Annotated in this window: 15 protein-coding genes, 8 tRNA genes and 1 riboswitch; all 23 genes read left to right on the top strand. The window is 44.9% G+C overall.

From position 1 onward, the window contains the following. Window positions 1-400: 400 nt before the first annotated feature. A complete protein-coding gene (gltB, locus tag K5L93_RS00940; protein WP_220718071.1) occupies window positions 401-5,047 on the top strand; it encodes a glutamate synthase large subunit in 4,647 nt (1,548 codons plus the stop codon). A gap of 9 nt (window positions 5,048-5,056) precedes the next feature. Then, window positions 5,057-6,547 carry a glutamate synthase subunit beta gene (locus tag K5L93_RS00935; RefSeq protein ID WP_220718070.1) on the top strand — a complete coding sequence of 497 codons (1,491 nt, stop codon included), beginning with the start codon at window positions 5,057-5,059 and terminating at the stop codon, window positions 6,545-6,547. A gap of 154 nt (window positions 6,548-6,701) precedes the next feature. Further along, window positions 6,702-6,792: transfer RNA gene (locus K5L93_RS00930), tRNA-Ser, on the top strand. Window positions 6,793-7,037: 245 nt separating this feature from the next. Next, the gene (uvrY, locus tag K5L93_RS00925) at window positions 7,038-7,682 is read left to right on the top strand and encodes a UvrY/SirA/GacA family response regulator transcription factor (protein WP_016401014.1); all 645 of its coding nucleotides are present in this window, start codon (window positions 7,038-7,040) and stop codon (window positions 7,680-7,682) included. Between the two features lie 2 nt (window positions 7,683-7,684). Beyond that, on the top strand, window positions 7,685-9,517 hold the full coding sequence (gene uvrC, locus K5L93_RS00920) for an excinuclease ABC subunit UvrC (protein ID WP_220718069.1): 1,833 nt from the start codon (window positions 7,685-7,687) through the stop codon (window positions 9,515-9,517). A 43-nt stretch (window positions 9,518-9,560) separates the two neighbouring features. After that, window positions 9,561-10,112, top strand: a complete 552-nt coding sequence (gene pgsA, locus K5L93_RS00915) for a CDP-diacylglycerol--glycerol-3-phosphate 3-phosphatidyltransferase (protein WP_220721411.1) — start codon at window positions 9,561-9,563, stop codon at window positions 10,110-10,112. A gap of 495 nt (window positions 10,113-10,607) precedes the next feature. Continuing rightward, window positions 10,608-10,683: transfer RNA gene (locus K5L93_RS00910), tRNA-Gly, on the top strand. 18 nt (window positions 10,684-10,701) lie between these two features. After that, window positions 10,702-10,775, top strand: a tRNA-Cys gene (locus tag K5L93_RS00905). Window positions 10,776-10,792: 17 nt separating this feature from the next. Further along, window positions 10,793-10,879: transfer RNA gene (locus K5L93_RS00900), tRNA-Leu, on the top strand. Between the two features lie 304 nt (window positions 10,880-11,183). Further along, window positions 11,184-11,270, top strand: a tRNA-Leu gene (locus K5L93_RS00895). A gap of 182 nt (window positions 11,271-11,452) precedes the next feature. Further along, window positions 11,453-11,528 (top strand) — tRNA-Gly (locus K5L93_RS00890). Between the two features lie 18 nt (window positions 11,529-11,546). After that, window positions 11,547-11,620, top strand: a tRNA-Cys gene (locus K5L93_RS00885). 17 nt (window positions 11,621-11,637) lie between these two features. Continuing rightward, a tRNA-Leu gene (locus K5L93_RS00880) sits at window positions 11,638-11,724 on the top strand. 250 nt (window positions 11,725-11,974) lie between these two features. Beyond that, window positions 11,975-12,070, top strand: a riboswitch (guanidine-I (ykkC/yxkD leader). Window positions 12,071-12,129: 59 nt separating this feature from the next. Further along, a complete protein-coding gene (locus K5L93_RS00875) occupies window positions 12,130-13,212 on the top strand; it encodes a putative urea ABC transporter substrate-binding protein (RefSeq protein ID WP_220718068.1) in 1,083 nt (360 codons plus the stop codon). A 10-nt stretch (window positions 13,213-13,222) separates the two neighbouring features. After that, window positions 13,223-14,047, top strand: a complete 825-nt coding sequence (locus tag K5L93_RS00870; protein WP_040307480.1) for an ABC transporter permease — start codon at window positions 13,223-13,225, stop codon at window positions 14,045-14,047. Further along, window positions 14,047-14,832, top strand: coding sequence for an ABC transporter ATP-binding protein (locus K5L93_RS00865; protein WP_016403083.1), 786 nt, complete (start codon window positions 14,047-14,049; stop codon window positions 14,830-14,832). Before K5L93_RS00870 ends, K5L93_RS00865 begins: the two co-directional genes overlap by 1 nt. A 12-nt stretch (window positions 14,833-14,844) precedes the next feature. Then, window positions 14,845-15,600, top strand: a complete 756-nt coding sequence (locus K5L93_RS00860; protein ID WP_220718067.1) for an urea amidolyase associated protein UAAP1 — start codon at window positions 14,845-14,847, stop codon at window positions 15,598-15,600. A 29-nt stretch (window positions 15,601-15,629) separates the two neighbouring features. Further along, window positions 15,630-16,274, top strand: coding sequence for an urea amidolyase associated protein UAAP2 (locus K5L93_RS00855; protein ID WP_220718066.1), 645 nt, complete (start codon window positions 15,630-15,632; stop codon window positions 16,272-16,274). Window positions 16,275-16,366: 92 nt separating this feature from the next. Further along, window positions 16,367-20,011 carry an urea carboxylase gene (gene uca, locus K5L93_RS00850; RefSeq protein ID WP_220718065.1) on the top strand — a complete coding sequence of 1,215 codons (3,645 nt, stop codon included), beginning with the start codon at window positions 16,367-16,369 and terminating at the stop codon, window positions 20,009-20,011. A gap of 1 nt (window position 20,012) precedes the next feature. Further along, the gene (atzF, locus tag K5L93_RS00845; RefSeq protein WP_220718064.1) at window positions 20,013-21,833 is read left to right on the top strand and encodes an allophanate hydrolase; all 1,821 of its coding nucleotides are present in this window, start codon (window positions 20,013-20,015) and stop codon (window positions 21,831-21,833) included. A 1,220-nt stretch (window positions 21,834-23,053) separates the two neighbouring features. Further along, window positions 23,054-24,052 carry a DUF2971 domain-containing protein gene (locus K5L93_RS00840; RefSeq protein WP_220718063.1) on the top strand — a complete coding sequence of 333 codons (999 nt, stop codon included), beginning with the start codon at window positions 23,054-23,056 and terminating at the stop codon, window positions 24,050-24,052. A gap of 19 nt (window positions 24,053-24,071) precedes the next feature. Continuing rightward, on the top strand, window positions 24,072-24,407 hold the full coding sequence (locus K5L93_RS00835; RefSeq protein ID WP_220718062.1) for a hypothetical protein: 336 nt from the start codon (window positions 24,072-24,074) through the stop codon (window positions 24,405-24,407). Window positions 24,408-24,512: 105 nt separating this feature from the next. After that, window positions 24,513-26,036 carry an amidohydrolase gene (locus K5L93_RS00830; protein ID WP_220718061.1) on the top strand — a complete coding sequence of 508 codons (1,524 nt, stop codon included), beginning with the start codon at window positions 24,513-24,515 and terminating at the stop codon, window positions 26,034-26,036. The last annotated feature ends 36 nt before the right edge of the window (window positions 26,037-26,072 follow it).

Here is a 26,072-nt window from a genome sequence, read left to right as displayed (position 1 = left end):
TAAAATGGTTTACAAATTACGTTATTTTATTACTTCAAAGTGCCGTTAGTGTGAAATTATCGATATGGAGTGAATTTTTCTGCACTATTTGTGAGAAAAAACTCGCTTTTTTAGTCTCTTACGCATTTTTGTAAAAAAAAATCGTGTTTAATTTCAAGTCAAGTCTGAAATTCAAATTATATCTGTGGTAGCATTTCTTTTACTTTCGTGACGAATGGACTAGCTCCTGCGTTATTGAATGCTGTTGTTTTGGAGGTTTTTAGAATAATTATCTGACAAAGGTGATTGTTCACACATCATCAATAGATGGTGGGGCTCCTCTTTAAATGAAAATACTATTGATGTCTAAGGTCCTGTCGGTCTGAATAACATTAATATAGCAGTAAATAGGAATTACTGGATGACAAACATAACCCAACACAATAAGAGCCTTTATAGGCCAGAATTCGAACACGATAGCTGTGGTATCGGATTCGTTGCCCACTTAAAAGGGCGTAAAAGTCATGATGTGATCGAAAACGCATTAACCATGCTTACTTGCATGGAGCATCGTGGTGGTACTGGTTGTGACGTAGATAGTGGAGACGGCGCCGGTATTCTCATTCAGCTTCCTCATGAGTTTTTTAACGAAGAAGTAACAAAGTTGGGCTTCAGCTTACCTAAACCAGGTGAGTATGGCGTGGGCATGGTTTACTTCCCTGCTGGTGAAGCTATTCGTCGCGAATGTCGCGAGATACTAAACCGTAACATTGAAAAACTAGGCTTAACCTTATTAGGTTACCGCGTAGTTCCAAAAGACAACTCTAGCCTAGGTCAAGCATCTCTAGACAATGAGCCGCAAATTGAACAAGTGTTCATTGCGCGTCCAGCTGACTTAGACCAGCAAGTTTTCGAACGTAAGCTATTTGTTTTACGTAAATACACCTTGCACATTGCTGATGCGACAGTTGCCGGTGTAGACGAAGACTTCTACATGGCTTCGATGTCTTCTCGTACTATTGTGTATAAGGGGCAGTTAACTACGGCTCAAGTACGCAAGTATTATTTAGACCTTCAAGACTCTCGTGTGGTGTCGGCAATTGCCATGTTCCACTCGCGTTTCTCTACCAACACCTTCCCAGCATGGCGCTTAGCGCAGCCATTCCGTTACATTGCACATAATGGTGAAATTAACACTGTTAAAGGTAACGTAAACTGGATGCGCGCACGTGAGTCTTTGCTTGCGAGTGTAAACTTCAGCAAAGAAGAACTGGATATGATTAATCCAGTTTGTGATATCTCTCGCTCAGACTCTGCAAACCTAGACATGTGTGTAGAGCTACTTGTATTAAGTGGTCGTCCGCTTGAACAAGTAATGATGATGGTTGTGCCAGAAGCATGGCAAACTCAAGATGACATGGACCCGGTGAAGCGTGCCTTCTACGAGTACTACTCTTGCATCATGGAACCATGGGATGGCCCTGCTTCAATTTCATTTACCGATGGTAAAGTGATTGGCGCAACACTTGACCGTAACGGCTTACGTCCTTCTCGTTACCTAGTAACCGATGATGGTTTAGTAGTAATGGGCTCTGAAACTGGTGCATTGGTTGTAGATCAATCTAAAGTGGTTCAAAAAGGCCGCTTGCAACCAGGTAAAATCTTCATTGCAGACTTAGAACAAGGCCGCATTGTTGCTGATGATGAAGTTAAACATACTGTGTGTTCTAGCCAGCCTTATGGCAAATGGGTAGAAGAAAACAAGATTGTTTTAGACGATCTTCCATTACCTGAAGGTTACGACCGTTTTGCTACGCAGCACAGCCTAGAGAAACGTCAAAAAGCATTTGGCTACAGCCAAGAAGATATTAACGCGGTATTAAAGCCGATGGTTGGTACTTCAAAAGAACCACTTGGTGCAATGGGAACAGATACGCCGCTAGCGATTTTATCTGATAAAAACCCGCACTTATCACATTACTTTAAGCAATTGTTTGCCCAGGTAACTAACCCGCCAATCGATCCAATTCGTGAAGAAATGGTAATGTCACTGCGTACCTACGTAGGAGCGGACTTAAACTTACTTGAAGAAACGCCGTTGCACTGTCGTAAAGTTGAGATCAAGCAACCAGTATTAACTAACGACCAGTTAGCTAAGCTACGAAGCATTGATCACAACCATTTCCAAGCAGCGACTATTCATACCACTTTCCACGCCTCTGGTGCAGAAAATGAGTTAGAGAAAGCGCTTGAGCGTATTTGTCGTCACGCCAAAGATGCGGTTGATGATGGTTTCTCAATTCTTATCTTGAGTGACCGTAAAGTAGATAGTGATCACGCTGCAGTACCATCGGTACTGGCTACCGCTGCTGTTCACCATTACTTAATCCGCGAAGGCATTCGTGCTCACGCCGACCTAATTGTAGAGTCTGGTGATATACGCGAAACTCATCATTTTGCTACAGCATTAGGCTATGGCGCCGCTGCTGTTAACCCATACCTAGCAATTGAAACGCTTCTTGATATGCGCGACCAAGCGATTATCGAAAGCAGCCTTAGCAACGATGATGTTGTTGAGCGCTACACTAAAGCGGTGAATAGTGGCTTGCTAAAAATCTTCTCTAAGATGGGTATTTCTACACTTCAGTCTTACCAAGGGGCGCAAATCTTCGAAGCGCTTGGTATTAACTCAGAAGTAGTGAAAAAATACTTCACCGGTACAGTGACCCGCATCGAAGGTTTAAGCTTAGATGGCATCGCTACAGAAGCGCTAAACCGTCACCGTGAAGGTTTCCCGGCAGACGACAACCCATTCAGTGATTTAATCCTGAAAACGGGTGGTGAATACGCATGGCGTAAAGACGGCGAACGTCACCTATTTAACCCAACAACGATTCGTTTGCTACAAAATGCTTCGTCGACTAACGACTACAAAGTGTTTAAAGAATACGCTGCAAACGTAGATAACCAAGCTAAAGAAGCGTTCACGCTACGTGGTTTACTGAAGTTTAAATCAGACCGTGAAAGTGTACCGCTAAGCGAAGTTGAATCAGCAGAAACAATTCTTAAGCGTTTTGCTACTGGTGCAATGAGCTTTGGTTCTATTTCTTGGGAAGCACACACCACACTAGCAATTGCTATGAACCGCATTGGCGGTAAGAGTAACTCTGGTGAGGGCGGTGAGGACCCAATTCGCTTTAAGCCTATGGAAAATGGCGACTCAATGATCTCTAAGATCAAACAGGTTGCTTCTGGTCGCTTTGGTGTAACTAGCCATTATTTGGCCAATGCTGAAGAACTACAGATCAAGATGGCGCAGGGTGCTAAACCAGGCGAGGGTGGTCAGTTACCAGGTGATAAAGTTGATGCTTGGATCGGTAAAACTCGTGGCTCAACACCAGGTGTTGGTCTAATTTCACCACCTCCACACCACGATATTTACTCAATCGAAGATTTAGCTCAGCTAATCTACGATTTGAAAAATGCTAACCGCGATGCACGTATTAACGTTAAGTTAGTATCAGAAGCGGGTGTAGGTACAATTGCTTCTGGCGTATGTAAAGGTTACGCCGACGTAGTACTTATCGCAGGTTATGACGGTGGTACTGGTGCTTCTCCACTTAGCTCAATTAAACACGCAGGTCTGCCGTGGGAGTTAGGTCTAGCTGAAACGCATCAAACGCTAATTCAAAATAAACTACGTAGCCGTATTACTGTACAGGCCGATGGTCAACTTAAAACACCACGCGATTTAGCCGTAGCAACTTTGCTAGGTGCTGAAGAGTGGGGTGTAGCAACTGCAGCCCTAGTAGTTGAAGGTTGTACCATGATGCGTAAGTGTCACTTGAACACTTGTCCAGTGGGTATTGCTACTCAAGACCGTCGATTACGTGAGCGTTACGCAGGACAAGTTGACCACGTTGTTAACTTCTTCAAGATGATGGTTGAAGGTTTACGTGAAATTATGGCTGAACTAGGCTTCCGCTCAATTAATGAGATGGTAGGCCAAAGCCAGTGTCTAACGCCACGTACCGACATCGACCATTGGAAATACAAGAGTGTCGATTTATCTCCAATTCTTTACAAAGCCGATGACAGTGGTAACGAAACACTTTACTGCAGCCAAGAGCAAAAACACTTAATTCACGACATCGTGGATCGCCAGTTAATTAAAGATGCCGCTAAGGCGCTTGAGAGTGGCGAAGAAGTATCTCTGAAATCAGAGATCATCAACACTAACCGTAGTGTTGGTACTATGTTGTCGAACGAAATATCTAAGCGTTATGGCGCTGAAGGCCTACCAGAAGACACGATCAAAGTGAAATTCAACGGTAGTGCAGGTCAAAGCTTTGGTACTTTTGCCGCTAAAGGGATCAAGTTTGAACTCGAAGGCGATGCCAACGATTACTTCGGTAAAGGCTTATCTGGTGCCAAATTAGTGGTTTATCCAGATGCAAACGCACCGTTCGAAGCACGTAAAAACATCATTGTAGGTAACGTAGCCTTCTTTGGTGGTACTTCTGGTGAAGCGTATATTCGCGGTATTGCCGGCGAGCGTTTCTGTGTTCGTAACTCTGGTGTAACAGCCATTGTTGAAGGTGTAGGTGACCACGGTTGTGAATACATGACCGGTGGTAAAGCGGTAATTCTTGGTGAAACGGGCCGTAACTTCGCAGCTGGTATGTCGGGCGGTGTAGCGTACGTATTAGACCGTAACAAACAATTTGCCTCACGTTGTAACATGGAAATGGTTAAGCTAGGCGGCGTTGAAGATGCAGCCGAAGCAGCCGAGCTAAAAGCATTAATCGAAAATCACTTGGAGCAAACTGGCTCTGATGTAGCAAAAGAATTGCTAGCTGATTGGGATAACGCACTTAGCATGTTCGTTCGTGTAATGCCTACCGATTACGAGCGTATGCAAAACTACATGAAAGAAGCTAAAGCTACTGGTGAGCATGAAACGGATTACGATGTAGCTGTAGCTGCATTCGATATGCACCTTGATAGCGTAGCGCAAGCGAAAAAAGCCAAGGCTGAACAAGCCAAACAAAAAGCTGAAGCGGTTTAGGAGAGAGACATGGCAAATCCAACGGGATTTATGGAAATAGACAGGAAGCTATCGACAGACCGCGACCCAGCAGAGCGTTTGATAGATTGGCTAGAAGTTAAAACGCCTATGAGCGAAGAAGCGGTTAAAGACCAAGCTTCTCGCTGTATGGATTGTGGTATTCCTTTTTGTCATTCTGGTGACTCAGCATACGCGCCACGCGTAGCTGGGTGTCCAATTAACAACTTGATTCCAGAGTGGAATGATCTGGTGTACCGTGGTCGCTGGAAAGATGCGATTGACCGTTTACACAAAACCAATAACTTCCCAGAGTTTACTGGGCGCGTATGTCCAGCTCCTTGTGAAGACTCTTGTGTACTAGGTATTAATGCTCCACCAGTAACCATTAAGAGCCAAGAAGTTAACATTATTGAGCGTGCATTTAAGGAAGGTTGGGTTAAACCTAACATTCCAGCTAAACGCAGCGGCAAAACTGTCGCCATTGTAGGCTCTGGTCCTGCAGGCTTAGCAGCTGCTGCTCAGTTAAATTCTGCTGGTCATAAAGTAACAGTATTTGAACGCGCTGACCGAGTTGGTGGCTTATTAATGTACGGTATTCCGAACATGAAGCTGCAAAAAGAAATCGTTGAGCGTCGTATCGAAATCATGCGTGAAGAAGGCATCGTATTTAAAACCTCAGTAGAAGTGGGCAAAGACATTTCTATTAACCGTTTGAACGAAGACTTCGACGCACTGTTGCTAGCCACTGGCGCAACGGTTCCGCGTGACTTGCCTGTAGAAGGTCGCCAGTTAAACGGTGTTCATTTTGCGATGGAGTTCTTAGGTAAAAATACTAAGAGTTTGCTAGACAGCAACCTAGAAGATGGCCGTTACATTAGCGCTAAAGATAAGCACGTTGTGGTTATTGGTGGTGGTGATACAGGTACTGACTGTGTGGGAACTTCACTGCGTCACGGTTGTAAGAACGTAATGCAGCTTGAGATTATGCCTCAACCTCCGCAAGAACGTGCTCAAGACAACCCTTGGCCAGAATTTAAGCGCACCTTAAAGCGTGACTACGGTCAAGATGAAGCGATTGCCATTCAAGGTGAAGATCCGCGTCGTTACCTAGTTATGACCCAGAAGATGGTGGGTGATGAGCAGGGTAACGTGACGGAAGTTCACACTACCAAAATCAACTGGACGAAAAACGCCAACGGCCAGATGATTCCAGAGCCCGTAAAAGGAAGCGAAGAGATAATTAAAGCTGACTTAGTATTACTAGCTATGGGCTTCATCGGACCAGAAGCAGGTATTATTGACGAACTAGGTGTTGAAAAAGACGCCCGTTCAAATGCTAAAGCAACCTACGGTGAATACGCTACAAATGTTAAAGGTGTGTTTGCAGCTGGTGATGCGCGTCGTGGTCAAAGTTTGATTGTTTGGGCAATCAACGAAGGTCGTGGTGCAGCACAAGCCGTTGATACCTTCTTAATGGGTAAGAGCTACTTACCTAAGTAAGTTAGCACAAACCGCTAAAACGCCCGGCTTATGCTGGGCTTTTTTATAGCCAAAATTTGCCTAGTATTTAGTCAATTGTTAGACATTTTCGAAAAATTCAAAGATGACGGTTTACAAGCTTAAAAATGCTAGGTAATATGCGCCCCGTTGCTGCGGAGGGGTGGCAGAGTGGTCGAATGCACCGGTCTTGAAAACCGGCAAGGGTTAATAGCCCTTCGAGAGTTCAAATCTCTCCTCCTCCGCCATTATTTAGAAAAACGCCAGCATTACGCTGGCGTTTTTCATTTCTGCACTGCCGCACTTCCAAGGTGGATAAATTGCCAGTTTATTGCGCAAACTGCCAATAATCTCAGTTCTACTCTAAACTTATATCGCTTAAGCCTTTAAATTATTATCCTGATGGGATATAAAGTTTGCTGCGCAGACGATGCAAGGTCTGGCAACCCGCCCAATTAGTAGATTGATGTTTTAGTTACAGCGGAGAAAACGCTTGATAAACGTATTTCTGGTTGACGATCATGAGCTAGTGCGTACAGGGATCCGTCGCATTTTAGAAGACGTTCGAGGATTTAAAGTGGTTGGTGAAGCTGAGAGCGGAGAGAAAGCCGTTCAATGGTGCAGAAGCAACCAAGCCAATGTAATCTTAATGGATATGAATATGCCTGGAATTGGTGGCTTAGAGGCTACCCGCAAAATATTGCGTTACGATCCAGATGCCAAGATTATCGTGTTAACTATTCATACTGAAAACCCATTTCCTACCAAGGTAATGCAAGCTGGCGCATGTGGTTACTTAACCAAAAGTGCCGGTCCAGATGAAATGCTACAAGCTATTCGTGCGGTTAACGTAGGTCAGCGTTATCTGTCACCCGAGATCGCCCAGCAAATGGCTTTGAGTCAGTTTAATCCGGCAGAAGATAATCCGTTTCAAAGCTTATCTGAACGCGAGTTGCAGATAATGCTTATGATTACCAAAGGTGAAAAGGTTACCGATATTTCTGACCAGCTCAGCCTAAGCCCCAAAACGGTCAATTCTTACCGTTACCGCTTGTTTAGCAAGTTAAACATTAGCGGCGATGTAGAGTTAACTCATTTAGCCATTCGCCACGGCATGATAGACACAGACAAGCTGTAATTTTGCTCGAAGATAGCGCTCCATTTGATAGTAAGGCATTTCTAAGCCAGGTTACCGAAGCGAGCGGCATATACATGATGTATAACGCCGCTAATAAAGTAATCTATGTAGGTAAAGCAAAATCGCTCAAGAAGCGTTTAAGTAGCTATTTTCGTAAAAACGTCGATAGCAATAAAACCCGTGCCTTGGTCTCAAATATAGCCAGGGTTGAAGTTACGGTTACGCATACCGAAACCGAAGCGCTTATTCTTGAACACAACCTGATTAAAAAGCACCTACCCAAATACAATGTGCTGCTGCGAGACGATAAGTCTTATCCCTATATTCTTTTAAGTAAACACAAGCATCCACGGATATCGATGCATCGAGGTGCTAAACGTAACAAAGGCGATTATTTTGGCCCTTATCCTAATGGTAATGCGGTGCGAGAAAGCCTACATTTGATGCAGAAGCTATTTCCTATACGCCAGTGTAGCGATAGTGAATATGCCAATCGCCAACGCCCTTGTCTTCAGTATCAACTTAAACGTTGTTCTGGACCCTGTGTAAACTTAATTAGCGAAGAAGACTATCAACAGCAAGTAGATCTTGCCAGCATGTTCCTAAAGGGCAAAAGCCAACAGGTAATTAATCAACTAGCCGAAAAGATGACCAAGGCTAGCGATAGCTTAGATTTTGAAGCCGCCGCGGGTTTTCGAGACCAAATTCAAGCTTTACGCAAAGTTCAAGAGCAACAGTTTGTGAGTGGCAATACCGAGCATAGTGACGTATTGGGTTTTGCCTTTAGAAATGGCATTGCCGTTATTCATTTGTTGCTGATCCGTGATGGTCAAGTACTAGGTAGTCGTTCGTATTACCCTAAAGTGCCTAAACAGGCCGATTTACCAGAAGTACTGCGCAGTTTTGTGATGCAGTATTACCTGTCTGAACAACGTAAGGGCAACCAACCTAATGAAGTGCTGTTGCCTGATATCGAAGGCGATTGGCCAGAGATAGAAGCAGCAATCGAAAGTGAACTCGATTGCAAAGTGAAGCTTTCTCAACCAAAACGTGGAGAGAAGCTGCGGTTTGTGGCGCTAGCAAATACCAATGCAGAAAATGCGCTATTAACCAAACTAAACCAAGAAGCCACCATTCACCATCGGGTCACCGAACTTGAAGCACTGCTTAAGCAAGAACAGCCAATTAAACGTATGGAGTGTTTTGATATCAGCCATACCCAAGGCGAGCGCACGGTGGCTTCATGTGTGGTGTTTGACAGGCAAGGCCCAAACAAATCTGAGTATCGTCGCTTTAACATCGACGGCATTACCGGTGGCGATGACTATGCCGCAATGGCGCAGGCATTAACTCGTCGTTACCAAAAGGCCCAGTTAGCGGAAAAGATCCCCGATGTATTGTTTATTGATGGTGGCAAAGGGCAGTTGTCTGCAGCTTTTGCCAGCATTGAGCCGCTAAATCTAGAACCTATGCCTCTATTGGTGGGAGTCGCTAAAGGCACAACCCGCAAACCAGGCTTAGAGACACTGCTGATTGGTAAAGCGATGACAGAAATTCACTTACCCAGTGATTCCGCTGCATTGCATCTTATTCAACATATTCGAGACGAAAGCCATCGCTTTGCGATAACCGGTCATCGTAATCGCCGAGACAAAGCGCGCAAGACTAGTGTGTTGGAAGATATTGATGGAGTAGGGGCCAAACGGCGTCAAGCATTGCTAACGCATTTAGGTGGAATGCAGCAGCTCAAAAGCGCTAGTGTTGACGAAATTAAAAAAGTTCCCGGAATTAGCCCTACTTTAGCGCAAAAAATTTATGATTCGTTGCATCACTAGGCAAGATTAGGCAACATAGCGGCAGTAGTTTTATAAATGAAAAATAATGATAAATATTCCAAATATACTAACCGCGTTTAGAATTGTATTAATTCCGTTTTTCTTAATAGCTTTTTACCTTCCCGTAGAGTGGGGCATGTTGGCCGCTGCATTTATCTTTGGCTTAGCGGCTGCTACAGATTATTTAGATGGTTACTTAGCGCGACGCCTAGGGCAAACCACACCTTTTGGTGCATTTCTCGACCCAGTGGCCGATAAGGCAATGGTAGTTGCGGCCTTAGTGCTGTTGGTTGAGCATTATCAGACTTTTTGGATTACTGTTCCGGCGGTTATCATGATATCCCGCGAAATTATTATTTCTGCACTACGAGAGTGGATGGCAGAACTTGGTAAGCGTTCAAGCGTTGCGGTATCTTGGATAGGAAAATATAAAACAGCTGCTCAAATGGCGGCTATCACCGGCTTAACCGCACAAATAGACCCTTTAGTTACGCAAGCCAGTTACGTATTATTTTATGTGGCAACTGTTCTTACGCTGTGGTCAATGGTGAGTTATTTAATTCTGGCGTGGCCAGAATTAAAGCAAAATGATTAGGGTCTGTTGATCTTTGCTGATGGTTTTTGCAGCAATTTATTAGCCATTTAGGCAAGGCAGTGAGTGAGCAGTTAAGTGGGCTTAATAATCACTCGCTAACGCTGAGTAAATGGCTAAGAAATGCTGCTCGAAGGGTTCGGGTAAGCGAACTTTACTCTTTGTTAAGCACTTCTTGCTTAGCCCACTAGGCTTCTATGTGCTCGCCGCGATTAAAGCCCGCTTATCTCGAACAAAATTTCAACACCAAAGGTCAACAGACCCTAATAAATCGTAGCTTTAGCCTAAAAATCCAACGAACAGTAAGAAACTTATTAAAAGACAGTTGACGTAAAGATTTAGGTCGCTAAAATGCACAGCACATTCAGCGGCAACGCTGGAGTGTTAAAGGCGCATTACTTAGGTAATACGCAAGACGCAGCACTAGCTCAGTGTGGGTATCAAGAGTAGCGCAACCTTGTTGTCTATTTTTCCATACTAGCAAGTAAAGCGTATGAAGCGGCACTAGCTCAGTTGGTAGAGCGCAACCTTGCCAAGGTTGAGGTCATCGGTTCGAACCCGATGTGCCGCTCCAATTTAACACACATAGTATGGCGGGTTGGCAGAGTGGCTATGCAGCGGATTGCAAATCCGTGGACCTCGGTTCGACTCCGGGACCCGCCTCCATACTAAAAATTTGTGTCGCCCGGGTGGTGAAATTGGTAGACACAAGGGATTTAAAATCCCTCGTCTGAAAGGACGTGCCGGTTCAAGTCCGGCCCCGGGCACCAACTCTTCTATCTATTCTATATCTTAAGCTTCCCAAGTTTTCCTCATCTTGTCAGCTACTCTCATTGTTGCAATTAATCAGCGCATCAAATCATTTGTTTATAGATATGTGTTTTACTTTGGTAGTGTGAAAAGGCTGCTGAATCTCGCGGTGTGATTACAGGAATGGTGTGAAAAGGCAGCGCCTAGATCGCTTTTTAAGCACTTGAATCAACTCCCTTAAAAAATCCGTTGACTCATTTCTGTAATACGTTAAAGTACAACTCGTTTTCAGGGGCTAGCTCCTAGTTAACAACAAAACGTGTCGCCCGGGTGGTGAAATTGGTAGACACAAGGGATTTAAAATCCCTCGTCTGAAAGGACGTGCCGGTTCAAGTCCGGCCCCGGGCACCAATTTGTTTAAAGAATAAAGCGGCACTAGCTCAGTGTGAGTATAAAGAGTAGCGCAACCTAGTTGTTAGCTTACTTGCACTAAATAGTGATAAAGAATAAAGCGGCACTAGCTCAGTGTGAGTATATAGAGTAGCGCAACCTAGTTGTTAGCTCACTTGCACTAAATAGTGATAAAGAATAAAGCGGCACTAGCTCAGTTGGTAGAGCGCAACCTTGCCAAGGTTGAGGTCATCGGTTCGAACCCGATGTGCCGCTCCAAAATTTGTAACGCTGTTTGGCGGGTTGGCAGAGTGGCTATGCAGCGGATTGCAAATCCGTGGACCTCGGTTCGACTCCGGGACCCGCCTCCATTACAAAGAAAAGTTTTGCCCGGGTGGTGAAATTGGTAGACACAAGGGATTTAAAATCCCTCGTCTGAAAGGACGTGCCGGTTCAAGTCCGGCCCCGGGCACCAATTCAAAAAAGCCAGTAGCACTTGCTACTGGCTTTTTTGGTTTTCACAACTGGGTTTATCAATCTACTGCTTCTTCTGCCAGTTTGGTGCGCCTATTATCTTTATGCGCCAAGATGGTGCGCCGCATTCTCAATCTATTTGTACAAAGTACCTAAAATGGGGTAATGCTAGTTTGGCATAGCCATTGCAATTTACTTTTTGCGACATGAGAGATGTATGGCTCTGCCTCATCAAGAGCCGCTTAAAATTTGCAATAGACATCTAGGGTTCCGGCTGCAATGCAGTGTCTGGACCGAGAGTTGTCAACCTCATAGAGGTTACACGGAGGGATAAAAGCCCGGGAGATGACAATAAATACGTCTCTCATGTTTTTATTTTAAAGTGCATAACCACATTGAGGTGACCATGATAAACCTAATTAAATCTCCACTCCGTACCCTGGCAGTAGCAGCCACCATCGTTAGCGCAAGTGCGCTTAGTGTTGTATCTGCGCAAGCCGCCGATAAACCTACTTATAAACTCGCTTGGACTATCTATGTTGGTTGGATGCCGTGGGACTATGGTGCAGCCTCAGGCATTGTTGATAAGTGGGCCGACAAATACGATATCAATATCGAAGTTGTGCAGGTGAACGACTACATCGAATCAATTAACCAATACACCGCCGGTGGCTTTGATGCCACAGTTATGACCAACATGGACGCACTAACTATTCCTGCTGCCAGTGGCGTGGATTCAACTGCGTTAATTGTTGGCGACTTCTCAAATGGTAACGACGGTGTAGTACTTAAAGGTGATAAAAGCCTTGCTGACATAAAAGGCGAAAAAGTTAACTTGGTAGAGTTAAGTGTTTCGCATTATTTGTTAGCTCGCGCCTTAGAGTCAGTAGACTTAAAAGAGCGTGATATCAAAGTTGAAAACACCTCCGACGCCGATTTAGTTGCTGCATTCACTACCAAAGATGTAACAGCTGTTACTACTTGGAATCCGCTACTAAGCGAAATTGTGGCAATGCCAGATACCAACATGGTGTTCGACTCATCTAAGATCCCAGGTGAGATCATCGACTTGCTAGTAGTGAACACCGATACGCTTAAGCAAGATCCTAAGCTAGGTAAAGCTTTAACTGGCGCGTGGTACGAGATTATGACCACGATGTCAGGTGATGATGAAGCAGCAATGAAAGCTCGTGCATTTATGGCTGAAGCATCAGGTACCGATTTGGCCGGTTATGATGCGCAATTAGCGTCTACTAAAATGTTCTACCAACCTCAAGAAGCTGTTGATTTTACCAATAGCGCAACTTTAAAAAGCACCATGGCTAAAGTAGCCGAGTTTTCGCACCATCACGGTTTGTTAGGTGAAGGTGCACCAGATGCTAGCTTTATCGGTATCGAAACTCCATCAGGTGTTTATGGCGATTCAAGTAACGTAAAACTTCGCTTTACAGCCGAGTACATGGATATGGCTGCCGAAGGCAAACTATAAGGCTCTGCCTATGACTCGCATAATTAATAAAAAACCTAGCCGCTTCGTGCGGCTGATGTTGGGCCTACTACCGTTTTTGCTGCTAATTGCTTTATACATGGCTGCATCACAGGCGCGCTTAGCAGACAATCCAAACGATAAGTTATTGCCTGCTATGTCGAGTTTTGTGGAAGCAATTAACCGCATGGCGTTTGAGCCTAGCAAACGCAGCGGCGAGTACTTAATGCTGGCAGATACGCTTGCTAGTTTAACTCGCTTGGCGCTTGGGGTAGGAATTAGCGCCTTAGTGGCCTTAATGGTGGGAGTTGCTAATGGCATGGTGCCATTTGTACGTGCACCTTTATCGCCATTGGTTACTGCCATCTCGCTCATTCCACCCATGGCAATTTTGCCTATCTTGTTCATTGTGTTTGGCTTGGGAGAGTTATCTAAAGTAATGCTGATCATCATTGGGATCTGCCCAATTATGATTAGAGACCTGCAGCTGCGCACCGATGCGCTGCCTAATGAACAGATATTAAAAGCGCAAACTTTAGGTGCGTCTAGCTGGCAAACCATAATTGCGGTCGTTATTCCGCAAATTCTGCCAAAGCTAATCGAAGCGGTTCGTTTAACTTTGGGCAGTGCTTGGCTATTTTTGATTGCAGCTGAGGCAATTGCTGCCACAGAGGGCTTGGGTTATCGCATCTTCCTTATTCGCCGTTACTTAGCGATGGACGTAATTTTGCCTTACGTGCTGTGGATTAGTGTGCTGGCCTTTGTAATGGATTGGCTGCTGCGCAAGTTGTCGGTGCATGCTTTTTCTTGGTATCACAAAACACAAGGAGACGCATAATGAGCACTCCAATCATTCAAGCCATAGACGTTTGGAAAGAGTACGGCGACAACGTTGTGCTAGAGCGCTTAAACCTAAGTGTTGAAGAAGGCGAGTTTGTTAGCATTGTAGGCGCATCTGGCTGTGGCAAATCTACCTTTCTAAATTTGCTATTAGGAAACGAAACTGCCAGCCGTGGCAAGCTTTTGTTAAATGGCGAACCTTTACCTAATGAACCAGGGCCAGAGCGTGGCATTGTGTTTCAAAAGTACTCGGTGTTTCCCCACTTAACAGCAGTGCAAAACGTTATGCTAAGTGATGTATTTGCTAAAGCACCAGTGCTTGCGAGTCTATTTGGTAAAGCAAAACAACAGGCATACAGCCAAGCAATGGCAATGTTAGACAAAGTAGGTTTAACAGAAGCCGCGCATAAATACCCAACAGAGATGTCTGGGGGTATGCAGCAACGCTTGGCAATTGCTCAAGCCTTGATGAAAAAGCCAAAGATATTGTTACTAGACGAACCTTTTGGCGCGCTTGACCCCGGCATTCGTAAAGACATGCACAAGCTAGTTCATCAGTTGTGGCAAGAGCACAAACTTACCATATTTATGATTACCCACGATCTCTCCGAAGGTTTTAGCTTAGGCAACCGCCTATGGGTGTTTGACAAGCATCGTCATGATGCGCAGCATCCCGAGCGCTTTGGCGCGCAAGTCACCTTCGATATTCCTATTAGCAAAGACAGCGATGCTGCTCGTTTTAGTGAAGAGATGAAGCCGATTATTGATAAGTCGGTGGCCTAATAAGGACAATCTATGAACTCTACTATTTCCCAAGAACCTATTTACCAAGAAGTGATAAACGGTGCCGCGCATTGGTCGGTAACTGTACCTGCAGGTAAAACCTTGCGTTTTACCAACCCAGAAGGGGCTTCTAACGTGAGCCTACTGTTTTATAACCCAAAGGATTTGTTAGAGCGTTATAACGCGCCCGATACCCTTAAATGTCAGCACACCTTTAAACTAACCAAAGGTAATTGTTTGTATTCCGATATGGGGCGGGTGTTCTGCTCGATTACCCGTGACGATACCGGCTGGATAGACAGCGTAGGAGGCTTAGCGAACAAACAAAAGGTCGCCGAGAAATGGGGAGAGCGTAGCTATCAAACTCAAGGTAATTTGTGGTTACAAAATGGCTACGACGCCATGCTGGTTGAATTAGCTAAATATGGTTTAGGCAAGCGTGACATGGCAGCTAACATTAACCTATTTAGTAAAGTTGCCGCCGATGCAGAAGGCAACTTACAGTTTGAGCAAAACGCCAGTAAAGCGGGAGATGTTATCGAACTGCGTTTTGAAATGGACACTTTAGTGCTGATGACAACTTGCCCACATCCAATGAACCCTGCTAGTGAATACCCCAACCATGGTGTTGAAGTTGCGATGCTGGAAGCTGATCCGGTGAGCGAAGACGACTACTGCCGAAACTTTAGACCAGAGAATGGTCGTGGCTTCGAAAATACCGAACGCTACCGTTGTGTTAGCCAAGCTAGCACTTGTTGTGAAGCTTAGTTGTAAGCGCTAAACAAGGAATAATATTCATGATCAAAGAAAGTGATTTACAAGCAGAACAAGCCAGCCAGCGAGAAGTGGTTCCAGCTGGAGACTACTACATGCGGGAGCTAAAAGCCGGTCAAACGCTGCGAATTTTAGACTTAGAAGGTAACCAAGCAGCAGACACTTTGTTTTACAGTGCAGCCGATCCCAGCGAGCGATACAGCGCCATGGATACCATTCGTGAACAAGGCAATGTTTACTTAACCGCTGGCACAAAGCTGTTATCCAATTTAGGTCGCGTAATGCTCACCATTACTGCCGATACCTGTGGTCGCCACGATACCTTAGGCGGCGCCTGTGCCACCGAAAGTAACACAGTGCGTTATTCATTGGATAAAAAATGCATGCACGCTTGTCGCGATAGTTGGTTGTTGGCGGTAGCTGAGAACGAACAGTACGGCTTAACCAAGCGCGATATTACCCACAACATTAACTTTTTTATGAACGTGCCAATTACCGCAGCCGGTGGTTTAACCTTTGAAGATGGCATTAGCGGTGCTGGAAAATATGTAGAAATGCGCGCCGAGATGGACGTGATTGTTCTAATGTCTAACTGCCCGCAGTTAAACAACCCTTGTAATGGCTACAACCCAACCCCAGTAGAAATGTTGATTTGGGATGCAGCTTAAGCACAAGTAATAACTCTTTAGATTAAGGCTAGGGACGACCCTAAACACGCCTTGTTATTAGCCGGGACGACCCGCAGCTCTCAGGTGACACTATGTTCGATAAAGTATTGATAGCCAACCGTGGCGCGATAGCTTGCCGGATCATTCGAACCCTTAACAAAATGAACATTGCCAGCGTGGCTATTTACAGCGACGCCGACGCAGACAGCCTGCACATTAGCCAAGCCAGCGAAGCTTATAGCTTGGGTGAAGGTTCAGCCAGTCAAACTTACCTAAACATCGACAAAATATTTGCTATTGCCAAACAAACTGGCGCGCAAGCCATTCATCCTGGTTATGGTTTTTTAAGTGAAAACCAAGACTTTGCCAAACGTTGTGAGCAACAAGGTTTAGTATTTTTAGGCCCCACGGCAGAACAGATGAATGCCTTTGGCCTTAAACATTGTGCTCGCGAATTAGCCGAACAAGCACAAGTGCCTTTATTACCGGGCAGCGGACTATTAGAAGATCAACAACAAGCATTAATCTGCGCCGAACAGCTGGGTTACCCGGTTATGCTAAAGAGCACTGCTGGTGGTGGCGGTATTGGTATGCAACGTTGCGACACCGCAGAGCAATTAAGCCAAGCCTTTGATAGCGTAAAACGCCTTAGCGAAAACAACTTTAGTAATGCGGGTTTATTTCTTGAGAAGTTTATTACCCAAGCTCGCCATATTGAAGTACAAGTATTTGGTAACGGTGCTGGTGAGGTATTAACCTTAGGCGAGCGTGATTGTTCAGCGCAGCGCCGCAATCAAAAGGTGATTGAAGAAACCCCAGCACCCAACTTAAGCCCAGTTATTCGTCAGCAATTACAACAAACCGCTAAGCAGCTTACCGAAAGTGTTAATTACCGCAGTGCAGGCACCGTAGAGTTTGTATTTGATCAGCAAAGCCAAGCTTTTTACTTTTTAGAAGTGAATACCCGTTTACAGGTGGAACACGGCGTAACCGAGATGGTGTTTGGCGTCGATTTAGTGCAATGGATGGTAGAGCTGGGTTATGCGCAATTTGTTAAACAAGCTTATTCATTGGCAGATAAAGCCAGCAATTTACAGGCCTCTGGTCACGCTATTCAAGTCCGTTTATATGCAGAAGATCCTAACAAAGATTTCCAACCAAACGCGGGTTTACTTAGCCATGTTGCATGGCCAACTAAAGCAGAACTGGGTTTGCCAACAGCTGAGCAACTACGCATCGACCATTGGATAGAAAGTGGGGTAGAAGTCTCTCCGTTTTTCGACCCGATGCTGGCTAAAGTGCAATACCACGCAGCAGATAGAGACTCTGCCATCGCCGGTTTAGCCAAGGCGTTACAGGCTTGCCAAGTGTATGGTATCGAGCACAACTTAGCTTACCTTAAACAGTTGCTAACTTTACCTGCCTTAGAGCAAGGCACCTTGCTTACTTCAAGCTTAAACAGTTTTGCTTACCGCCCAAGCACTATGGATGTACTAAGCGCTGGCACACAAACTACTATTCAAGATTACCCGGCACGAAAGGGCTACTGGGATATTGGCGTTCCTCCTTCTGGGCCTATGGATGCACAAAGCTTTCAGTTACTTAATCAGTTATTAGGTAATCCAAGTGATGCCGCTGGTTTAGAGATTACCCTGCAAGGGCCAACGCTAAAGTTTAATCAAGACAGCTTGGTAGCAGTGGGTGGCGCAGATATAGAGATTAGCTTAGATGGCCAAAGCCGCGCGATGTGGCAAGTATTTAAAGTAAGCGCTGGCCAAAGCTTAGCATTAGGCAAAGTGAGCGATGCTGGTGCTCGCGCCTATTTAGCGGTAGGTGGCGGCATTCAATGTCCTGAGTATTTAGGCAGTAAATCTACCTTCACTTTAGGTCAGTTTGGTGGCCACGCTGGGCGTGCGCTGCGTACAGGAGATGTATTGCAACTGCCAGAGGCAAAACAAGTCAAAGCCATTGACGATTTCCTGCTAGGCCGAGAGTTACAGCATAAGCCGCAAATTACTCAACAGTGGAATATTCACGTTATTTACGGCCCGCATGGTGCGCCAGACTTTTTTACCGACCAAGACATTGAACAGTTTTTTGCAGCAACTTGGAAAGTGCATTTCAATTCTAGCCGAACCGGCGTGCGCCTTATTGGGCCAAAGCCTGAGTGGGCGCGAAGTGATGGCGGCGAAGCGGGTTTGCACCCATCTAACATTCACGATAACGCTTACGCTGTAGGCAGTATCGATTTTACTGGCGATATGCCAGTGATCCTTGGCCCAGATGGCCCAAGCTTAGGCGGCTTTGTTTGCCCGGCAACCATTATTAAAGCCGACCTATGGAAAATGGGACAGCTTAAAGCGGGCGATGAAATTAACTTTATTCCAGTAAGCATTAAGCAAGCAGAGCAGGCAGAGCGAGAGCAATTAGCAAGCTTAGCGCAAGGCAACGCCTACAATAGCGAAATTAGCGCTGCGCCCATTACCACGCCAATTGTAAAAACTTTAGCCAGTGATGTTTATGGCGAAAAGGTGGTATATCGCCCAGCGGGTGAAGACTATTTGTTAATTGAGTATGGTCCGCAGCGTTTAGACATTGCGCTGCGCTTTAGAGTGCATGCCTTAATGCTTAACTTGCAAACGCAAAATATTGCAGGCATTGAAGAGCTTACGCCGGGTATTCGTTCACTGCAGGTTCACTACAACAACCTAGAGCTACCGCTAGAGCGTTTATTGGCAATACTAGAGCAAGCAGAAGCAAGCCTTGGTGATATTGACCAACTTAGTGTGCCAGCACGAGTCGTGCATCTACCGTTATCTTGGGACGACGAAGCCACTCGTTTAGCCATTCAAAAGTATAACGACGTTGTGCGCAAAGATGCGCCATGGTGCCCCGATAACATCGAGTTTATTCGCCGCATTAACGGCCTAGACACCGTTGAACAAGTGAAAGACATAGTGTTTAACGCTAATTACTTAGTGATGGGCTTAGGCGATGTGTACTTAGGCGCACCGGTTGCTACACCTATCGATCCTCGCCATCGTTTAGTCACCACTAAATACAACCCTGCACGTACTTGGACACCAGAGAATGCTGTTGGCATTGGCGGCGCTTATTTATGTGTTTATGGCATGGAAGGGCCGGGTGGTTATCAGTTTGTTGGCCGCACTTTGCAGATGTGGAATCGCTATCGCAGCACTACTGAATTTACTAAACCTTGGTTATTGCGCTTTTTTGATCAAATTAAATTTTACCCAGTGAGTGCGGATGAGCTTAAGCAAATTCGCAAAGATTTCCCACGTGGAGATTACCCTCTAAAAATTGAGCAAACCGAGTTCAGCTTAAAAGGCTATCAAGCACTGTTAGACGAGCAACAAGAGAGCATTCAAACTTTTAAGCTTAAGCAACAACAAGCCTTTGAAGCAGAGCGCCAACGCTGGGAAGAAAGCGGCCAAGCTCACTTCTCGGTAGAAGAACAAAGCCAACAAAGCGCTACCGAAGATGCTTTAGCAGACTCAGAACTGGCGATAGAAAGCCACGTAGCCGGCAACCTTTGGCAAGTAATGGTAGAGCCGGGGCAAAGCGTTAAATCTGGGCAGGTGGTGGCAGTGTTAGAAGCAATGAAAATGGAGCTAGAAGTGACTGCGCCTTCAAACGGAGTAATAAAACAGTTGAACCAAATTCAAGGTTCCCAAGTTCACGCAGGGCAGCGCCTAATGGTTATGGAGACCGAATAACATGACAACAACTACCTACACTATTTCGCAGTTGCGCGAAGCTTATCTAAGCAAACAGTTTAGCGCTAAGCAATATTTAGAGCAGCAGTTAGCAGCAGTGAAAAGCGATATTAACAACTGCTGGATATCTACCATAAGTGAGCAACAATTAGCCGACTATTTGGCCGCGCTAGAGCAGCAAGATATTGCCGAGCTACCTTTATATGGCGTGCCATTTGCGATTAAAGATAATATTGATTTAGCAGCCTTGCCAACTACCGCAGGCTGTAAGGAATACAGCTACCAACCCAGTGACAGCGCCTTTGTGGTGAAACAACTTATTGCAGCTGGCGCAGTGCCTTTGGGAAAAACCAACTTAGACCAATTTGCTACCGGTTTAGTGGGTACTCGCAGCCCTTGGGGAGCAGTAAAAAACAGTTTTGATCCAAGCATGATTTCTGGTGGCTCTAGCTCAGGCAGTGCGGTAAGTGTTGCTTTGGGCCAAGTGTGTTTCTCTTTGGGTACTGATACCGCAGGCTCTGGTCGGGTGCCGGCAGCGCTTAATAATATTCTTGGCTTAAAAGCCACCAAAGGTTTGCTTAGTTGCAGCGGCGTAGTGCCTGCTTGTAAAAGCCTAGATTGTGTCACCTTGTTTGCCCATACCAGTGATGATTTAAACTTGCTGCTGGACGTAGCTGGCCAGTACGACGCCGATGATTGCTACGCAAGGCCAAACCAAAAAGCTAATCAAAGCCAGTACTATCAGCCTTTGCAGGAGTTAACTTCACTCAAAATAGGTGTACCCAAAGCAAGCAACCTTTCGTTCTTCGATAACCCAGAAACAGAAAAGTTGTTTGGGCAAAGCCTCAAACAGCTACAGCGTTTAGGCGCAGAGTTAGTAGAGATTGATTTTGAACCATTCCTAGCAGCCGCTAAATTGCTTTATGAAGGTCCATGGGTGGCCGAGCGCTATGCCGCTATTCAAGAGTTTTTTGAAAAAGATCCAAGCCAATGTTTACCGGTTATTCAAACCATTATTGGCGGCGCTACCAAACATAATGCGGTAGACGCCTTTAAGGCCTTTTATCAACTGCAAGCCTATAAAGTGGTCTGTGACAAGCTAGTTAAACAAGTAGACGCAATTGTTACCCCAACAGCGGGCAGTAGTTATAGCATTGCCCAATTACAAGAAGATCCCATTCAACTTAACTCCAATATGGGCTACTACACCAACTTCATGAACTTGCTGGACTACAGCGCGATATCGGTACCAGCAGGCTTTTATCAAAACCAGCAAGGTAATACTCAAAGCTTTGGCATTACCCTGTTTAGTGATGCATATTGTGATAGAAAGATCCTTAGCATGGCTGCGCTTGTCCAACAAGATAATGGCTTTAACCTAGGTGCAAGCAAACAAGCCTTACCGGCACCGCAAACCCCAGCGAGCATTGAAGATGATTACATGGAGCTGGCAGTGTGTGGTGCTCACTTGTCAGGTTTGCCCCTTAATTTTCAGCTTACCGAGCGAGCAGGGCAATTAGTTAACGCTACCCAAAGCGCCAGCGCCTACAAGTTATATGCTTTAGCTGGTGGTCCGCCCGCGCGCCCCGGTATGATTCGCGATGAAGAACATGGCGTTGCGATAGAGGTAGAAGTATGGCGCTTACCTAAACAACACCTAGGCAGCTTTCTGCAAGGCATTCCGCACCCGCTAGGCTTAGGCAAAATTGAGTTAGCCGATGGAAGCTGGGTAAATAGCTTTATTTGTGAAGGCTACGCAACGACAACGGCCAAAGATGTTAGCGAATTTGGCGGCTGGCGAGCGTACATGGCTAGCTTGTAATAAGCAGTAGTTAAAACGCTCAACCAAAAAAAGCACTGGCTATTCACCCAGTGCTTTTTACTTTCCTTCTTTCCCCAACTGCTTGCATACTTTCGCCATGAGTTTTTTATCAATGTGTTGGCTAGTTTGCTGAATTGAATAGGTTTTAGTGATAATCTTCATTGCAATAAATGTGTGATAAAAGGAAAAATTCCTTGTTTAAACAAGGAATTTTTCCTTTTAATAAGATGTTATGGCCTTTTGATTTTAATCGGAATGGGGCGCAGCCATTATTCCGGTAAGTTAAAAAATGTGGTCTGCTAAGTAAGGTAGTTCGTTTAGTTAAGTGCTTTCAGTTGCAGCCACAAACTAGCAAAATTGTTTTAGTTTTATCAAAGCTGCTGGTTTTATGCTGCTTTAAATCTGCAACAATTTCGCAGGTTTAAGTATCGCGGCAAAGGCTGCGGTAATATTGGTTGCCACTTTTAAAGTGGCTCGTTAAATTAGCTGTCAGTGGGTATTTTACTGGCAATCTGGGCAACACTTTTCGTGGTGGTTAAAGCAATATCAATCCATCACAAAGTGCGTTGCCATAACAATTAGCAGCAGCGCAGGCCCAAAGACTCCCTCGCAAGCTCGGGTGGGCCTTGGACTCGTACCTCGCCGCTGTGCATTGGCGTTAAAGTGCTATCGGCTGGTCGGCTTCGTTGAGTCTGAAAGTAATAATTGGTCGTTTGGTTTCGTGGCGCAGCGGTTTGTGGGGTAATTTTTTATCTCAATCATTTTTTAGCATTTTCGGCCAATTCGCTGCGGTTTAGTTCTTAGGCTCGTTAAAAAGTATCAGTCGTTTGTTGTGTCAGTAGCATCATGCTCTTTCACGTTAAAAGCAGTAGCGCAGCGCTTTCGGTTTGGGTAAGTTATTTTGTAGTCGTTTGTTTTGTGGTTTCCTTGCTGCGGTTAGGTATAAAGCCACTTCAAATACGGCTCTATCAAGTTTGGTGCTAAATTTATTATTTACGGTTGCTTTTGTTACGGCTTTTTAAAGCTGGGCAACAATGGTTCGATTTAGCGGTTACATTAGAAATTTTAAAAAGCACAACCCTGTGGGTCGTCAAGTTCCAGCACCTTAACAAAGTGCAGCAACCGACTCAGGCACTCGGCACTTTTTGTGCAAAAACACGCACAAAAATCGCCAAGTGCCTTCGCAGTTGTGCACGGCGTTATGACTCTATAGGTGAGCAATGAATTCAGATTGGATAGTGGATCTTAAAAAGTTATTTTTTAGTCATCGACAACAAGATTTGGATGTAAATGCTGCAATAGAGCTAAAGCAAAAATATATCCCTAATAAGCTATACAAATACAGGGCAGTAAACGATTTCGCCCTAAACAATCTGATGGAGGATACTGTTTGGTGCTCCAACGCAGCAGACTTCAATGACCCTTATGATTCTTCACTATGTTTTGATTTTAGCCAGAACTCTATAAATGAATCTGATGAAAGCATATTCAACCAGAAAGACATAGATCGAGTAACTACATCTACTAACCCTCTAAAATCACTCATAGATATAGCTGCTAATCATACAGATACATCTATAGAACCAGATATGGCAGAGAAGCTTTATGAGGTGTTAAATGAATTTACGGCCAATCAAATTATTGAAATGAATGAACGCTTTAATGACGCTATAAAGCAAGGGTATAAAATATGTTCATTTAGTGAGCGTGTAGATTCAATGTTAATGTGGTCTCACTATAGTGAAAACCATACAGGATTCGTAATGGAGTATGATTTTCCTGAGCTTGGAATTTCAGATATACGCTCAAGATGTATTTGGCCGGTTTTATATGACGATAATTTATTCGATGCAACAGCATTCTTTAATGAGCAGAAAGAATCTGGTGGGTTCAATAATTTATTTGGCATTATTGCCTCTATTCACAAAGCCAAAGATTGGAGTTATGAGCATGAATGGAGGTTGATTTTACCGTTTAGCCCTTCCGATCCATCATTAAATTATGCAGCTCCAAAGCCAAAGGCTTTGTATTTAGGCTCAAAGATATCCGATGAAAATAGAAAACAGATTATTGAGATTGCACGAGCAAAAAATATAGATATATACATTATGAAACTATCGCATAATAAGTTCGCGATGGTTCCTGAGAAAATTGAGTTTAATTCCGAATCAAGTCATAACAATTCAATCCAGCCGACTGCTAACGCGCCGGCTGATTGAGGCGTTACATGTCACCAGTATGAGAAAAATTGCAAAAGTATCAGGCAACGAAGAAGTGAAACGTATTATGCTCTACGAGTGTGAAGATGGCGTTTATCTCTTCGAGTACAACAAGGAAGTTGATTCATCAGCTACAGCTGACTATCTGCAAGATACAGCTGAAATTGTCTATGAAATAGCGGAAGAAGATTACGGAGTTAAAGCCAGTGATTGGCAAGAGATTTCTGACCCAATGGAGTTCTGCCAACACGATAGAATTAATCCTGTAAGAGTGGTTGGTAGAAACACTGGTAATCCACAATGGGGCAAACTAGAAACGCTAGTTTCCGGTAGCTGGGTACCATTAATTGAGTAAAACATGTAATCGGGCAGCCGGAGGTATCTAGCCTCCAGCCCCCACAACACCCTGCATGCGGCTCCGCACAGGGCGTTTCACATCGAAGTGAAGGAAGGATAAACCATGAAAATACGATCTACTTTACTATTGGGACATGCACTATGTGCACTGTTGGCTAACTCGGCGATGGCTGCGCTACCATCTGAACAGGTGCTAGAAGCTGTTGAGGAGATGAAACCGACGATAGAAAAAGCGGCTCAAAAACTTTGGGATCTGTCCGAGATTTCATTGTTTGAAGAGAGTTCTTCAGCTTACTTGAAAAGTGAGCTGGAAAAACACGGTTTTAAGATCACAAGTGAAGGTACAGGAAACGTACCCACAGCATTCATAGCCGAGTACGGCTCCGGGGAGCCGAAGTTGGGAATCATGATGGAGTACGATGCACTTCCGGGGTTAGGGAACCAACCCGTAGCAATGAAACAACCGCGAAATGATGGTATTACCGCAGGGCATGCTTGTGGTCATAATCTGATAGGTGCAAGTGCTCTTGGTGCAGCCTTGTCGTTAAAAAATATCATGCAGGAGAAAGGGATTAAGGGGACTTTGCGTGTTTATGGCGGGGCGGCTGAGGAAACCGAGGGGGCAAAAGTTTATATGGCTCGCGAAGGCGTTTTCAATGATCTTGACGCTATGTTGCACTCACACCCGCTGGACGTTGCCATGGTTGCGAACATCGCGACTACAGCCCAAAGCCAGATGTATATAGAGTTCACCGGTGTAACTGCACATGCAGGACAAAGTCCTTGGTTGGGGCGCAGTGCCTTGGATGCTGTTGAACTTTTTCTTCATGGTGTGAATAGCATGCGCGAGCATGTTAAACCAACGGCTCGGATACACTATGTGATAACAAATGGAGGAATCTCGCCTAATATTGTTCCAGAAAAGGCATCAGTTAAATTGACTTTCCGTGAGGCATCCCGTGCCGATGTTGATGCTGGAGTAGCTTGGATTAAGGAAATGGCAGAGGGGGCAGCTCTTATGACCCAAACCAAAGCATTAGCGGTGGATTATTACGGTATGTATGACTTGTTACCAAATACACCGATGGCTGAAAGAGTGCAAAAGCACTTTGAATTGGTTGGTGTTCCAAAATTCACAAAGGAAGAGCAAGACTTTGCAAAAGCGATTCAGACTGTAGCGGGCGTTACACCCACCGGTATGACAACATCGGTCCTTCCTCTTCCCAACGAGCCCAAAGTGGGTGGGAGCACAGATGTGGGTGATATTAGTTGGATTGTACCAACCATGGGGGTTGTTATGCCGAGCATACCCGAAGGTATTAGTGTTCATACTTGGATGGCCACCGCCTCTCATGGAACGAGTATTGGTTATAAGGCCGCTATGACAGCTGCTCAAGTGTTAGCGCTTACTGGTGCTGATATTCTGACTGATGAAGCGTTACGTGAAGATATGAAGGCAGACTTTGACAAACGTACACAGGGCTTTACTTATGTTTCTCCGCTTCCCGATATTATAAAAGAGCCTGTAGGTCTGCCCGATGCTATGCGTAAGCATGGCACTATAGGTGACCTCAAGGAAGCGGTAACTAAGCAAGCTGAAGACGATGATTTTGATCCTGAAGATTAACCTTTTAAATTGGGCAAAATAATCATGATATTTGGT

Origin of the sequence: Agarivorans litoreus (genome assembly GCF_019649015.1) — a bacterium.
In the GTDB taxonomy this organism is placed as follows: domain Bacteria; phylum Pseudomonadota; class Gammaproteobacteria; order Enterobacterales; family Celerinatantimonadaceae; genus Agarivorans; species Agarivorans litoreus.
This window is presented reverse-complemented; position numbering and strand designations above follow the sequence as displayed.